This window comes from Proteiniphilum acetatigenes DSM 18083, from assembly GCF_000380985.1.
GTDB classification, from domain to species: Bacteria; Bacteroidota; Bacteroidia; order Bacteroidales; family Dysgonomonadaceae; genus Proteiniphilum; species Proteiniphilum acetatigenes.
On the sequence record NZ_KB905695.1, the window covers coordinates 382,481 to 397,359 of the forward strand.

Consider the following 14,879-nt stretch of genomic DNA (forward strand, 5'->3'; position numbering starts at 1 on the left):
CAAGCAGCCCGCTACATCTCAATAAATGAAAATCCAAATCCTTTCCACGTCCGTTATATTTTACAGCTCCGATAAGTCAAAAAAATCGGAATCGAAGGTTACAATGGTAAAATCCTTTTCTTTGGCAAACTGCCATATTTCCACATCTTCGTGGTCGTTAAGCCCCACGGAGTTACATGCCTGCTGTGGAAAAAATCGTCCGGTAACAGACGCATAATGCGGAATGAGATATTCTGGTCAAAAAGCAGTTTCATCTCAGGCTGTTTGCAAAGAGCGTTCGCGTCGGGCGGCAAATGCCAGGCAAGCAAGAATGTCTTCCTTCGTCAACTCAGGAAAATCAGCGATAATTTCATCGTAGGTCATTCCTACCGAAAGCCAGCCCAACACATCGTAAACCGTAATACGGGTATCCCTTACGCAAGGTTTACCAAAACGTTTTTTCGGATTGATCCGGATAATGTGATTAAAATCTACCATAATAAATTCATTTTTAAAGGGATTTACAAATATACGAAAAAACAAAAGATGAACAAGACAAATTTAATCGAAGTTATACCGATCGCATCTGTAGCCATTCCCGGCCAGCGCATAAGTATGACCGGTAAGGCATTGATCCCGGGTAATACACCTCCCCTCATTTCCTCCTCAAAAGCAATATTATCAGGAGCAGGAGCGCCATGCCCGTCACCAGCAAGGCGAGATGGTATATGACGCGCGTTCCGGAATACTCGCTTTTCTGCTTTTCCTTTTCCTGTGATTGGGTTTTATACTTTAATTCCACCGCCTTTTGGATGCTGTCGCGGATGTGCAGGCTCCACTGCATGTCCTGCCGGGAAATATCCCTTTCTTCTTCCCGGCGTTCCGGGAAATAATAAGGCACCACTACCGTATCCCCGTCGAGGAATACCGTGTCCGTCCTTGTCCGGTAAAACGTGACAATGCGTTCCCGGGTACGCGTGTCGGCATACTGTTTTTCCCGGTCGATGCGGGTATGGATCTGCGACGTGTCTTTCAGGACGAAATAGCCCAGCCCGAATGCCACCGATGCCCCGTTGCACACTTCCTTGACGGCTATTTGCTTGAGGATGTCGATACACGCCCTGAGCGTGATGGCATTCAGGTCGGTGCGGCGGGCTACCGCCGTCTTGATAAGGTCGTCCTTGTTGAGCGATTTACTGGTTATCACAAGCATGTGGCGCCCGGATAGCGACACGCAGAATACATTTCTTCCTACGGATAAGCAACTCAGTTATAATAAAAGAGTTCACCATTGAGGATGAAGAATACTTTACCCTTCTTTTTTGCGGTATTGTTGTTCAAATGTAACAGGGCGTTTTTCGGGGTGTTGAATTCGATGGTTTGTCCCGTCGCCGTTTTCTTGCCGATTGATTTCCAACCGTTGTCCTTCCAGCAAAACAACTCATACTCATATCCTTCATAAATGCCAATCCCCAGGAGCCGGGGAGAGTAACGGATAACCGCTATTTTCTTTTCTTCCCCGAAATCTAACCCAGTCCAAGAGTTATCCGGTTCGATTGCGTCATAGAAAGTGGTGATATCACCGTCGAACGCCTTGTCTCCGGTGTCGCCTAAATCGTTATATGAGCCGGCGGATCCGAACGGTGTTTTACCGGGACGGTAATATTTGTTATATTATCATGTTCCGAAGAAATATCATATAAATTGTCCTGAAACAAGGGCGGGGTATGCATTTCATCTGTTTCAACAACCCTGTGGCGCTTATAGGTTTTCCTGTAAGCCTTTGCTTTCTGCAATGTGTTGCCCTGATGAGGTTTGTAAGGATTGGTTTCGGTACCCATGAAGGATATATGTTGCCCGGCACTGTCGCAAACACTGTTCCAACTATGTCCTGTAGGGAGAGTTTTCCACTGCGGGGTAAAATCAATGGTTACAGGAATACCCAACCCCCGCATCACAAAAGCGGCCAATGCCGCCTGGCTGTCACACATCCCTTTGGTTGTTGCCATCAATTGGGTAAAACTCATGTTTGAGAAGTCCTTGTCCAGACGGAAGCGAGGTAAGAGGTCATTCACTTTTCTGCAAGCTTCTACTGCCGTAATTGTTGAATCTTCCTTTAGCGATTGATTGATATCGGCAAAGCTGGCGAGGACTTTTTCACGCCAGTTTTCGAGCGGTTCGGCTTCGATCCTGTACGGAAGGATCTCCTCGCAAAAGGTGTCGAATGAAATATGTTTTCCCCACGGCTTGTCGTTCCAGACCTGGAATGCTAGGTCGATACTGGAGACCAGGTATTCTGCCGTGATGTGGTTGACATCGTCCCTTCTGACCGGATTGCCCATTTTATAGGCATCCAACACTTTTGATTTGTCCGAGGAACTGCTCCACCGCAGGTTTACGGTCGCCACATCTTCCCAAGGGGCCTCATAATATTCGGAATATTTCCCCGGCATGTTCAGGATAAGAAATCCGGCTGCTTTTAGTTTCAGGCTATCCGCAGGATCGGCCTTGTAATGAGCAATCACCCGTTCTAATTCATGTCTGTTTGAGCCGGCAAGTCCTAATACCTCTTCCAGCGGGCTATCATTCTTATGGGAACAGGCGGAGGAAAGAAGAAAAAAACAGAAAAAAAGAATTCCAGAAAGATACTTCATCGCTATTTCTTGCTTATAATATAAATCGTTTATGATTTTTTCCATTAAAATAAATGGTAAATTCCTGCTGCATTATACCATCCCGATTTCCTGTAATATGTGTTCAGATCATCCCTCCCAGGATGGGATATGTAGCAACTCAATCCACAATAGGTTTCGATTTCGTATTCAGATAAAAACATCGGAGTATGAGCCTTGTAAATGACTACTTTGTTGAGTTGGTCGGTGAATATACTTTTATCTGTTTCGGGAAAAACCGTATCCACAAAATCTGCTAAATCGAAACAATATTGTTCCTCGTAAGTATCCATTCGTTGAACCGTGGTTCGGTCAAACGGAGAAATATTTGCTATATTATCTTCAAAAAGCTGTTTTAATCGGAGAGCCAGTTCCTGTACATATCGTGTTTCAATAACAGAAACGGTTGCCGAACGATATGCTCCCTGCATATTATCATAGTAATTATAATAATGCTGTGCCACAGATTTATAATCGATTACCGGTTTTATCAGTTCAGGGATAACCCTGTCATAAGGGAATCCATTATAAATGATTTCCATAGAGGATGCTATGATATAATCCGTTTTATCTTTCAGCTCATAGGCTACTTCCACGGCCCCCATCAGACAGGCGTCGAACAAGATAAAATCGAAATGAACTGGTAGCGACATTGACAGATCGGGAATATTCATTTCACTTCCATGATCTCTTCCAAATGACCTTAATGACATGTTTGAAGGAAGCCATGATGTTCCATGCGACCATAAAACCAATCCATAGCCATGAGCAGGATATAAATCAATAACATCTTTCAAAACATCTTGCATTTGAGAGGCAGAAGCCGAATTTATTTCGGGATATGTTTTTACTGTTTTGGCTGAATTCGGTGCTATCTCTAACAAATAAGGCGATTCTCCCGATAAATCGACAAACACTATCAGATGGACATCTTTGCGGTTATACCCTTTCTTTATTTCTTCTATATCGTTAAGGGCATCAGCAGATAAGTCATTATCTGCTGACATATAAATAATAACAGTACGATTAACTGATTCGGGACGTAATGATTCATCCTTTTCGCACGAAAATAAAATAAAAGTCAACGCAACAATATATGTAGTGAAAATTTTATACATACTATAAATTTTAAATCTCCGACCCTATACAAATCATCGATTTATCCGGGCCGGAGAGATTCACGAAAGAATATTACTTAACTCTAAAAGAAATTTAGAGCCGCCATTTAAGAGTAATATGTACTTCTTACCAAAATTATCTCTTATAATTAATTGACTGCCATTAATATGTTCATAATCAGATATTATGTTTAAAGACAAACACATCAACATTTTATTCCGATCAAAAAACTCTGTTCCCAAAAAGAGAATACGCTTATCCGTAAGAAATAAAAAGCCATCTAACAAAACAATATTTCTTTTCAGGTTAGCATTGGTTTTTATGATTAGTTTTTCTTCAGATAACAAATCAAAACTTATATCCATTCTTCTACCTGTTTGCTTGTTTAACACTTTGAAGAAAAAATAAGTTGCAGGTATACTGAGTATAGCAGAGAGAATAAATGCAAGAATGATCATTCCCCAAGTTAATTTCTCCTGCCTCACAACTATTATTGGAATTATAGTAAATACTATAGTCCAACTTAAATAAAATAAAATAAACTGCTTTTTGGTAGGTTTGCTTTTCATATTACTTTTATATTATTGTGGTTATTACCAAAATGTAACTAAAATACCCATAAGTGCTGAACCTCCGATTGCTCCTTGTGCTCCACCTACGACTGCTCCAGTAATACCAACGGTTATAGTCCCCGGGCCTGGAGCTGCGACAGTTCCCATTGATCCACCGGCTATGGCTCCCATCACAGCACCAGATGCGGCACCGGCGAAATCAGCTTTTACAACCTCTTCAGCTTTTGGCATAAAAGTGTTCTGCCACCATTCTCCAAAATTCCAACTGGATTCATTCCCATTTTTTAACCTGACACCTCGTCCTCTATACGGATAATTTGGAAAAAGAGATTTACCGGATGAGGAAATTTGTCCGGTAAATCTCCTGAGTCGTTCAGAACAGCTGTTTAATGGCTTCATAAAGCCATAATCCCGACAAAAGTCCCGCGGCATACATCAATCTGGCACAAGTGCCGTATCGTCCATTTTGTTGAAATCTTTTCGACGCTTTAAGGCATGTAATAGTTAATGTGACTGCCAATAATATGTAGGTTATACCCCAAAAGATATCGGGTACATTATATAGCCCTGAAGTAGAAAAGATGACAAGCAGGATAAATATGCCGGCAGCAACCGCAAATGGCCAGCTTGCTTTGAGTTGTTCTTTAAAATTCATATTATACCAGATGTTTTTTACATTGTTCTTTTTTATTTCTCCAGTCAATTATAATATCTCATCAAAAAGTTTTAGGTATTTGGACTGGTCGAATTTGTTATCGAAACCGTCTGCTATTATTTGCCGGAAGAGACTGGAAAACCGGAGTGCCTTTCCCTGTGGGCAATGAATCGATAAAGTCCATAACTCATCGTCCATGACACAACGGAATGTCACTTCAAAACCATCCACGATGTTCAGAGGTATTCCTACTCCTTTGAAATTTTCAATCAGTATTGAAGTTTTGTCATGTATTTTCTCAGCTAATTCTTTATTAATCTGAAGTTTCAAGGGTTCAGGCCGATAAGGTTTATACAGGTTATCCTGATTTTCAAGAAGAATTGCCTGTTTGTTATGTTCCCTTATCCGGTTCTCTGTTTCACGGGAGACCACAGTGGACAACCAAAAAGGGGTGACAATTGGTGTCGACTTTTCCAACAACACATTCTTCAATTTATTATAATACACATCCAAGTTTTGCAAACGCATCACTTCCAGTTCATAGGAATCGTCCTGTCGGTTTTTAATAATGCGGAATACAGCAGCTTCGTTACTTCCCTCGGGAGAATCCGTGAATACGAATTCCACAAAGGCGTTTTTAGTCCCAAAAAATAACCTGTCAATTACCGATTTATGTTTCAGGTTGTAAATGTTTGCATCTTCCGTCACGCCTGGGTGAATCACATTATATTCAATCGTTTTTAAATATTTTCCTCCATTCACATGATTTACAGGATAAGACATGATTAAGTTGCTGGTAAATGCAACCAGGATTAATAAAATAAGAGTAGCCTTCATTTATTCTAATTTAAAAGTTCAAGTATTTGTCTTGTAAAGTCAATAATTCCTAAGTTGTATCAATAATAGTGGAATGCGCCATTGTAATAAATTGCATGTCCAATTCCTGGATATTTATTAATTGATTTCACCTTATTCCAAAATCAATGAGAGGCAGGCGGCTTGCCGGAATAGGAAAGTGTATTATGCCGCCTTGTCTCAGGTAGGCAGGAGCGCCCTCGGAGTCCTTGGATCCGGAAGGCAATCCTGCCATGAGGAAGTAGTTGCCGGTTTCATATTGTATTCAATTAATTTGGGTGAATCATTCAGACTGTCCTGTTCATTCAACAAATTCCGCATTTTGTTTTTGATGCTGTTTATAACCGGTGACGGAACCTTTACTTGTTTGTCCACTATCTTTTGGGCCAATACCCGCGCTTCTTCTTTTCGCCCCGTTTCCAGATAAAGTTCAGTCAACTGGTATAACGGCATGAATTTCACAGGACACATTGCCGCCGCTTTTTTGAGATGTTTTTCTGTATCTCCGTATTGCCGTAATTGCAGGCAATTATCTGCCATCAGCATTTGCAGGTCATAATCCGCCCAAAGGATATCACATTCATGCGCGATTTGCAGGCTTTCTTTGTAATGTCCCACTACATTCAACTCCGCAGCGTAATTGTAGAGGAACAGGTCTTTGTGTCGTAAATGCGTATGAAGCGATTTATACCGGGGTAACATCCGGCGTGTTTCACCCTTTAACGACCAATAACAACGTCAGGCTTAATCCTGCCATGCCGTAATTTATCGTCCACTTTAAAAATTCGTTGAACGGGTGGCGTACATTGTCGGCAAGCATTGCATATTTACTGTCGGGATGCTTTGTGAAATATGAGGCTTGCTCATCCATGTAATTTGTCGTGAAACCGTTGCCGCCATATCCGAATACCGGCTTACGGGAAACCAGTTGTGCCGAACATTGCCAGATCAGTAACCTGCCGCTGGCCGAGTCTTTTTTTATGAAAAACAAGCCTGCAAGCAACAACAGGCAACATAAAGCAACGACCGTATAGTGGACGAAAGAGAACCTGATGTCCCGCTCTTTTAACAAGCGGATAAAAAACAGGATAAAAATAACAACAGTTGCCAGGATAGCTGCCCGCCCCTTTCTCGACAAGACATACCCCAATATTCCGGTACTTATCCATACCTGCATCCATAATGACGGTACAGTAGTAAACCTGTCTACAAATATAGCGGGAATGAAAAAAAGCGTACCTGCAAAAAGTGTAAATAGATATAATGTCTCAATATTCTTATAATTTGGTCTCATTTAGTTCTTTAAATATTCAGGTGCATTCACAGGCAAAGGAAAAAATAAAAAATGAAATTGTCAATACACAAGCAAATCACGACCTGATAAAAAACCGTAATCATTTAATTATAAATAATATATCGCGCCGAAGAGAGGAGGATTCTTACCGGAAGAGGGGAAAGAAAAGGAATAGATTTAGTCAAAATAACTCCATCAGTCGCTGAAATCCATTGGAAGTGGTGGTTTGTGCAATGATTTTGTTCTTCAGATATGATTTTCTTGATTTCATGTTGTCCGCAGAGATATTGAGAAATGCGGCAATCTGTTCGTTATCGGCATTATTGGCAAGCATAAAAAGCAATAACCTGTCACTTTTAGTCAGGATATTATTTTCATCATGGATATCGAACAAGCGTTCCATATCTTCTACCTTAAAAAGGGTGCCTACAAGTTCATTAAACCGCTCTCTCTCCACTTCAAGCATTTTATCATAGGCATCTCCCAATGCTGGATATTTAGATCGCACTTTGTTGGCATTCTTTTGTAGTAGCAACTGTTGTTCTACTCGAAATTTCAGAAATAAATCGTATCGAAATAGCAGCTCCTGCTGGTTTTCCACTTGCTCACGTGATAACTTCAATGATGATTCTACTTGCTGCTTCTCTAATTTAATATGATTTTTCTCCTGTGTCACTTCTGCTTGAAGGAACCATGCTTCTTCCCTCTTGGCATAGAGCATTACATTGATAACAAAAAGTAACCCACAGGCAACTAATAAAAGAATAATCCGGGTTCGGTAATCAGATTTCAACATCCTATTTTCAGCTTCTACAAGGTCGCATTGTTTTTTGAGTTCTTGAATTTGTATGTCAAGTTGATTATGGTCCAAAGCAGTGTATAGTCCCAATGCCTGTCCATGATAATTATCACCAAGAGAATAATTACAAAATGTGTCCCTGCGTTGCAATGAATGGACGAACCCGTCGTGTATCCAATTACAAGATTCTAAAAACAAGCTTGTAAAAAGAACCATAGTGACTAAACGCGCATAGGCATTACACATAGGAAGAGAATTTAGTTTGACAAAGTTATGTTTTTTACGACGTTCCATTTTGAGTTCATACTACTCCAAGGCATTGTTTAGTTTTGAGAAAAATCTGAAAGCCCCTTCTAAAGCAATGATATACTCTTTACCAGAGTCTTCTCTTATTTTCAGTTGATAATTATCGTCAAGTTCATGTCCGGATATTAAATGTAAAGGTAAGCAGATCAATTTTTTATTTCGGTCAAAAAACTCTGTCCCGATAAATAGGATATGTTTATCTGTAAGATACAAAATACCTTCCAAACGAATTACACCTTTTTTCAGGCTAGCATTGGTTTTTGATATTAATTTTTCTTCAGGCAGCAAATTTAAATGTATATAGTCACTTTTAACCGTCTCTTTACTAAATGTCTTAAAGAAATAATATATAGCGGGTATACTAAGAGTAGCAGAAATAATAGTTGCAACAAAAATCATTCTCAAAGTTAACATTTCAGGCTGAACGTTTAGTATTATGATTATAGTAAACATAATTGTCCAGTTCAAATAAAACAAAACATATTTTTTTGACTGCTTATTTTTCATCTTATTCTCCAATTAAAACTTTTTTAGAAGAAGAACGAGAGCAAATTTAAACCTCTCTATCGTTCTCGGATTATGGCGCTGTAGTCATTACGAACCAAGGGATTACACTGAACAAAAGTAGGCATTTTTTTGAGAAAAGATGTATCCTCACTAGAGGAACAACGTTTGAGAATGCTTTTCTCTGTTTTTTCTGTAACGCAATAAGCAGCAATTAGGCTATCAGGTTTTTATGGCGTGCTCATCCTCTCTGAATCCAATTTTTATAAAAAGAAGATACTTGCTCCTGCGATACTGATTACGGTTCCGATTACCTACCGGGCGTAAACATAAAGGCGGTGGGCAAATATTATTGGTGGCAAAGAAATAACTCATAGAATGAATCTTCCCGCCACAAGCGGTCGGGGATCATAGAGGAATAATTTTTACTTCCCGCTGCAAGCAGCGGGGAATTAACCCCTGAGAGATAAAAATTCAAAACAGCTGCTTAATAAAATTTTAACTTAAATGATATCCCTGACTGCGCAGTTCCGATGCACGGAAGAGGTTATAGGTCTCCTTATCTAAGGGATAATCCCAGCAGCCGAGACTATGGTATATTTCACCTCCGAATCCCGATTTGAATTTGTATAAGCCGTAGAGCGGATGTTCGGGATCGGGTGAAGGGGAAATGCCGAACATGTCATACTGGGTGCAACCCGCCTGTTGTGATCTCATGATCGCTTCCCATTGCAATGCGTAGGTTGCCATAAGGTTACGGTGTGACGATGAGGATGCACCGTAAAGATAAGATCCTCTGTTACCTGTAATGACCAGGAACATAGCCGCTAACGGTTTTTCGTCGTATTCCGCTATAAGAAGGCTTACATCGGCCGGAGAACTGGTATTGTCTGCACGGGCGTCAAGCACTGCCCGAAAATACTTGATATCGTTCAGGAGAAGGTGATTCCTGGTCGCTGTCTCTTTATAGAGTTCATACCAGATATCCATTCCTTCCATGCCCATCGATCTTACCGTCACCCCTTTGCGTTGTGCTAATTTGATGTTGTAACGTGTTTTCGGTTTCATCCTTTGGAGAAGGGTTTCTTTATCCTGTGTCAGATCGAGATAGATGGTATTAGCCGGTAAAATATTGGAGTGGGCTTTCTTGAAATTCCAGTTATGCGTACTGAAATTGAACCGTAGTTCCTGTGAGAGACTTTCCGGTTCGCCTTTCCATATCCCGTTCTCGTCGAAATGATCTTTCTCCCTGGCCCAGTACGATTCCCAGCAAAGGTCATAACGGATATGGATGCAATCGGGAGGCAGAACTGAGCGGAGAGATTCGGAGAGTTCTTCTAAAAATATACCCTGGAATTCGTCGGCCGGTTCAATTTCCGGGCCGTAAGGCACATAAGCTACAGAATGATTCCGGTTGATCTGCTGCAAAATAACCAGCAGATCCGATTTAATGTATGACTGATCGCCTGATTTCGGAAAGAGATCAGGCCTTTGGGATGTAAAATTGACGGCAAGGGTGTTAGCTCCCAGGGATGTTTTCACCTCCGACCAGAAAGCCGTTTGCTGTAAAATAGGTGTAGCATACAACTCTTCGGTCTCCTTGAGGCAGACGTTTGTTAGCATATCTTCTTTATTTTAGACCTGCAAAGGTAGGCAAAATAAACCTGTTTCTCCAGGGAAATTATTTTTTCTCTCTGTTTAAGCGTGTTATCTCATTTAACATCAAAGGAAATGCGGGATATGCCATGTCATGTCCATAACCTTGCAGTTCGAGTAAACGGGTATCCTGATGTCCTGCTACTTTCATCATGCGGGCGAGATAGGCGTTCTCTTCATAGCGGCCTAACATTTCCAGTTCGCGGTCTCCCGTGATAAGCAGCATAGGGGGTGCGTCGGAGCGGACATGGAACAGCGGGGCATATTTATCTATAACCGGTTGTTTGTCGTCGATATCGTTCTCCTTTCGTATAGTAAAGTGGGTGATAGCCTGCCCGCTGAAAGGGATCAGACCGGCAATACTGTCGGCATCGATACCGTGAACTGCAAGATATTGTTTATCCAGTCCAATCATCATGGACAGATATCCTCCGGCAGAATGCCCCGATACAAATATTCGCGAACTGTCGCCTCCATATCTTCCGATATTCTTAAAGACCCATGCCACCGCTGCTGCCGCATCTTCAATATAAGCGGGTGCTTTTACCCCCGGGGCAAGCCTATAGTTGACGCCGACAATGCACAGACCTTTATTTTTCAGTGCTTCGGGAAGTTCTTTATTGCCTCCTGTCAGGCCGCCACCGTGAAACCAGACGACTGTAGTGAAATCTTTTTTATTTACCGGATAGTAAATATCGAGCAGGCACCGCTCTCCAATATAGCTGTCTTGCCGGCGCACTTCTTCCGCATAATAGGGAATGTCGGAAATGGTTTCGTATCCTATCTCCTGTGCTACCAAAGATGTGGATAATGCAATGAAGAGGAAGAGTGTTATATTTCTGATCATAATTATTAAATTAAAAATTAAAAGTGAAAAATTAAAAATGAAAATAGGGAATATAATATTCAGAACCGGTCTGGTTCTGTGCGTGCGGCTGTCACCGTTACATTCCGGAAATCCCGGTCGAAACGGGCCAGTAGCAACTCAACCAGTTTCGCATGAAAAGCTGTATAGAGTTTTGTCGAGATATGTTTTCTGTCCTTTCGCTTTATCAATCCGAAACGGAGTTGTTTGTCATCTACCCAGATCTCAGGCTTAAAAAAAGCTTCATTTTTCCATAGAAGTGATCCGTAGGTAAGATAACCGTCTGCAGTCGCTACCCATTTATCCGCTTTTTTATTTTCTATTGCCTCATAGATCTTGTCCAGTAAAAGATCGGGATGATCGGTATAAATGATGATTGCCATATTGTACAGTTCTATTCCTTCTTAGAGTGATAACTATTGATGGCATTTTTGACTGACCCATGGAGTAATAACAGGTTTTTAGCTTGTTCGTATGACAGCCCCAGTTCATCGACGATCATACGTGTGCCTCTGTCCACCAGTTTTTGATTGGTGAGTTGCATATTTACCATACGGTTGCCTTTTACCCTACCAAGCTTGATCATGGTGCTTGTCGTGATCATATTGAGTACCATCTTCTGAGCTGTTCCCGCCTTCATACGGGTACTGCCGGTCACATATTCCGGCCCGACAATGGGCTCTATCTTAATCTCCGCTTCAGCTGCTACGGGAGAATCGGGATTACAGCAGATGGCTGCCGTAAGGATACCCTTTTCACGTGCGCGGCGTAATGCCCCTATCACATAAGGAGTGGTGCCCGAAGCTGCAATACCAACCAACACATCGTTTTGATCGATCTTATGTGCTATAAGTTCTTCCCACGCTTTCTCAAGGTTGTCTTCGGCTGCTTCCACCGGATTACGTAACGCGACGTCTCCTCCGGCAATCAACCCGATCACATAAGTGTCAGGCATGCCGAAGGTAGGTGGAATCTCAGAGGCGTCGAGCACTCCAAGCCTGCCGCTTGTACCTGCACCGATATAGAAAAGACGCCCGCCTCGCTGCATTCTTGCCACGATGCCGGTCACCAGTTTCTCTATTTCGGGAATGGTTTTCTGTACGGCAAGCGCTACTTTCTGATCTTCTTGATTGATCTCTGTAAGAATTTCGAGAACAGATTTTTGTTCTAAGTTGTCATAGAGCGATGATTGCTCTGTTATTTTAGTAAAAGACATGACTGTTGATGTGATGATTTGCTAATGTGATGATTTGATGATTAATTTAATGTGACAAACAACGTTCAACGGAGCGAAACGTAGTTAAATGTACCAATCCCGATGAGTCGGGACGGGTAGTGCTAATGTGGCTAATTGATTGGTATACTTAAATTAGTAATTAGTAATTTACAATTTGTGATACTCAATCAGTCCGGGCATAGGTGATTGGGATATTGTTCCGATCTCAATTCCTTTCTCTGCCGCAACTTCCTTCAACGGTTCGGAAAAATACCATGCGATAGAGCCCACAAAATTAACTTTATTTTTTTGATAATCGTATTGCATCACGTTCCTTTCAAAAAAAGCAGAAAGACTGCGGGTAACGATTCTCCGGATAGTCGGGTCTTCGATATGTTTGAGTAGAAACGGGCAGAGGCTTGCCAGAAAACGGTTAGGGAAAGGTTGACGGTATACTTTGTCAATAATTAGTGCAGGTGTAAGATCATACTCGTCGAGTAATGTTTCTTTCAGCCCTTCAGTAAGTTGATTTTTCAAAGCATCTCCTATCAGATTTTTTCCCAATACAGCACCACTTCCTTCGTCACCCAAAATAAAACCGAGCGGAGATATCTGGTTCACGATACTTGTACCATCCCATTCACAGGAATTACTTCCGGTTCCCAGGATACAGGCAATTCCGGATCTGCGTCCACAAAGGCTGTGAGTCGCTGCTATCAGATCGCTGTAGACTTGAACAGTCTCAACGGGAAATGATTGACGAATGGCATCGCGTACCAAGTCCGTTTTCTCAGGGATACACCCTGCTCCATAGAAATAAATCGCTTCTATATTGGCCTCTTTTAAGAGAGGATATACATGTAACCTTATCTCTTCAGCGATCTCTTCTTGTGTCTGATATACAGGACTAATACCTTTCCCGGAAAAACGGTGTATTATCTCTCCGTTTCTTGTAAGACACCAGTCTGATTTTGTAGCGCCGCTATCGGCTATTAATATTTCTTGCATATGGCAAAATCCATGGATAATTTGTAAATTCCCAAATCTTCTATTTGTATAATTATTTTCCTTTATCGCACGTAGCGCATTATTGCCGAAGGCATTATTGTGCGCAACATCTATCTTTTAATTATTGCCCGTAGCACATTATTACAATGAAATTGGCTATCATAATTTGATGTAAATATTCCGTTTGTAGAGGATATATCCGAATAGCCAACAAGCAGTGACGAATAAGAGGGCGTAAAGCAGCGATCCGAAATAATCACCTGCCCAGGGACGCAGTAACATTTCATAGACAAACCCTTTGATGGAAATAACTTCCCCCTGTACTGTAAAACTGATGTTGGAAAGTAGGGTAGCGAATACTCCTGCAAAAACATACACGATAAGCGGATTTACACCGAATGCATGGAAAAACCGGCTCCATCGCTCTTTTTTATTGATATCGATGATCCAGATCAGCAATCCCAACAATTGGGCTGCAAAACCTGTAGTAGCAAGGACGAAAGTAGGACTCCATATTTTCTTGTTGATAGGACAGCCATATTGTAGCAGTAATCCGGCAAATGCAAGTACGGTCCCCCAGATCAGCAGTTTTTCTACGCGGGTATGATTCTCCTTGTTATCAACGATAAGCTTACCGAAGAGGAAGCCGATCAGTACATGGGCAATGGAAGGAAGTGTGCTGAGCAGACCTTCCGGATCGAATGCAATCCGTTCTCCTGACGGTGCGGTATCTTTGTACATATGATCAGTACCCCATAACTCGCGGTCGACTACGGCAATGATATTCTGTTCCGACATCTCAAAGCCTTTTCCAAATTGTAGTATAAGAAAGTATCCCAATAACAGCAAGGCAATCACCCAGGGCAGATACTTACTTTTTACAAATATAGCGATCAGTGCTGCAAAGCCATAAGCCAGCCCCAATCGTTGCAGTACGCCTAATATGCGGAGGGTATCGAAATGTGTGGCAGCTTGTGTGAAGGATTCTCCTGAAGCCAGTCCCCTGCACAGTTGTCCGAACCAGCCCAACGCCAATCCGATCACGAAAATAAGGATGGTGCGCCGTACAATTTTCCAGATAGCTGCTTTAGACGGTTCGAAGCGGAATTTTCTCAATGACATGAAGGTGGATACGCCCATGATAAACATAAAGAACGGAAATACCAGGTCGGTGGGGGTGAGCCCATGCCAATGTGCATGGCCGAGAGGAGTATAGACATAACTCCATGAACCGGGATTGTTGACCATAATCATACCGGCGATGGTGATTCCACGAAGAATATCGAGCGAGAGTAACCGGCCGCTTTGCTGAGGTGTAGTTATTGTATTCATATATTATTTTCAAATTCAAAATTCAAGATTCCAAATTTAAGATTCAA

At 41.7% G+C, this 14,879-nt stretch carries 20 protein-coding genes; all 20 read right to left on the reverse strand.

From position 1 onward, the window contains the following. Positions 1-60: 60 nt before the first annotated feature. The gene (locus F597_RS23095) at positions 61-168 is read right to left on the reverse strand and encodes a DUF5615 family PIN-like protein (protein ID WP_169337968.1); all 108 of its coding nucleotides are present in this window, start codon (positions 166-168) and stop codon (positions 61-63) included. Positions 169-255: 87 nt separating this feature from the next. Continuing rightward, positions 256-477, reverse strand: a complete 222-nt coding sequence (locus tag F597_RS0108045; protein ID WP_019539220.1) for a DUF433 domain-containing protein — start codon at positions 475-477, stop codon at positions 256-258. A 157-nt stretch (positions 478-634) separates the two neighbouring features. Further along, complete coding sequence (locus F597_RS22210) at positions 635-1,192, reverse strand: HU family DNA-binding protein (protein ID WP_019539222.1); 558 nt, start codon at positions 1,190-1,192, stop codon at positions 635-637. A gap of 53 nt (positions 1,193-1,245) precedes the next feature. After that, positions 1,246-1,557: a hypothetical protein gene (locus F597_RS23100; protein WP_157279050.1), complete on the reverse strand. Its 312-nt coding sequence runs from the start codon at positions 1,555-1,557 to the stop codon at positions 1,246-1,248. Between the two features lie 32 nt (positions 1,558-1,589). Continuing rightward, positions 1,590-2,633, reverse strand: a complete 1,044-nt coding sequence (locus F597_RS0108060; protein ID WP_157279020.1) for a transglutaminase domain-containing protein — start codon at positions 2,631-2,633, stop codon at positions 1,590-1,592. 44 nt (positions 2,634-2,677) lie between these two features. Next, positions 2,678-3,658: a clostripain-related cysteine peptidase gene (locus tag F597_RS0108065; protein WP_019539225.1), complete on the reverse strand. Its 981-nt coding sequence runs from the start codon at positions 3,656-3,658 to the stop codon at positions 2,678-2,680. Positions 3,659-3,829: 171 nt separating this feature from the next. Beyond that, on the reverse strand, positions 3,830-4,339 hold the full coding sequence (locus tag F597_RS0108070) for a GRAM domain-containing protein (RefSeq protein ID WP_019539226.1): 510 nt from the start codon (positions 4,337-4,339) through the stop codon (positions 3,830-3,832). 24 nt (positions 4,340-4,363) lie between these two features. Then, positions 4,364-4,741, reverse strand: coding sequence for a hypothetical protein (locus F597_RS22335; RefSeq protein WP_157279023.1), 378 nt, complete (start codon positions 4,739-4,741; stop codon positions 4,364-4,366). After that, positions 4,716-4,997: a hypothetical protein gene (locus F597_RS0108080; RefSeq protein WP_157279026.1), complete on the reverse strand. Its 282-nt coding sequence runs from the start codon at positions 4,995-4,997 to the stop codon at positions 4,716-4,718. The genes F597_RS22335 and F597_RS0108080 overlap by 26 nt, the downstream gene beginning before the upstream one ends. Positions 4,998-5,045: 48 nt before the next feature. Next, entirely contained in the window at positions 5,046-5,834 is a 789-nt protein-coding gene (locus tag F597_RS0108085; RefSeq protein WP_019539229.1) for a hypothetical protein, read from the reverse strand. 198 nt (positions 5,835-6,032) lie between these two features. Continuing rightward, positions 6,033-6,554: a hypothetical protein gene (locus F597_RS0108090; RefSeq protein ID WP_026327263.1), complete on the reverse strand. Its 522-nt coding sequence runs from the start codon at positions 6,552-6,554 to the stop codon at positions 6,033-6,035. 10 nt (positions 6,555-6,564) lie between these two features. Next, complete coding sequence (locus F597_RS0108095; protein WP_026327264.1) at positions 6,565-7,146, reverse strand: O-antigen ligase family protein; 582 nt, start codon at positions 7,144-7,146, stop codon at positions 6,565-6,567. A 181-nt stretch (positions 7,147-7,327) separates the two neighbouring features. Then, a complete protein-coding gene (locus F597_RS0108100) occupies positions 7,328-8,239 on the reverse strand; it encodes a helix-turn-helix domain-containing protein (protein ID WP_019539230.1) in 912 nt (303 codons plus the stop codon). Between the two features lie 12 nt (positions 8,240-8,251). Beyond that, on the reverse strand, positions 8,252-8,758 hold the full coding sequence (locus F597_RS0108105; protein WP_026327266.1) for a GRAM domain-containing protein: 507 nt from the start codon (positions 8,756-8,758) through the stop codon (positions 8,252-8,254). Between the two features lie 495 nt (positions 8,759-9,253). After that, positions 9,254-10,378 (reverse strand): lipid II:glycine glycyltransferase FemX, encoded by a 1,125-nt coding sequence (locus F597_RS0108110; RefSeq protein WP_019539232.1) that lies wholly within the window; start codon positions 10,376-10,378, stop codon positions 9,254-9,256. A 58-nt stretch (positions 10,379-10,436) separates the two neighbouring features. Next, positions 10,437-11,258, reverse strand: coding sequence for an alpha/beta hydrolase (locus F597_RS0108115; RefSeq protein ID WP_019539233.1), 822 nt, complete (start codon positions 11,256-11,258; stop codon positions 10,437-10,439). Between the two features lie 59 nt (positions 11,259-11,317). Then, positions 11,318-11,659 carry a hypothetical protein gene (locus tag F597_RS0108120; protein ID WP_019539234.1) on the reverse strand — a complete coding sequence of 114 codons (342 nt, stop codon included), beginning with the start codon at positions 11,657-11,659 and terminating at the stop codon, positions 11,318-11,320. Between the two features lie 11 nt (positions 11,660-11,670). After that, entirely contained in the window at positions 11,671-12,492 is an 822-nt protein-coding gene (gene murQ, locus F597_RS0108125) for an N-acetylmuramic acid 6-phosphate etherase (RefSeq protein WP_019539235.1), read from the reverse strand. Between the two features lie 168 nt (positions 12,493-12,660). Further along, positions 12,661-13,500, reverse strand: a complete 840-nt coding sequence (locus F597_RS0108130; protein WP_019539236.1) for a hypothetical protein — start codon at positions 13,498-13,500, stop codon at positions 12,661-12,663. 159 nt (positions 13,501-13,659) lie between these two features. Beyond that, a complete protein-coding gene (locus F597_RS0108135) occupies positions 13,660-14,832 on the reverse strand; it encodes an acyltransferase family protein (RefSeq protein WP_019539237.1) in 1,173 nt (390 codons plus the stop codon). Positions 14,833-14,879 lie beyond the last annotated feature (47 nt).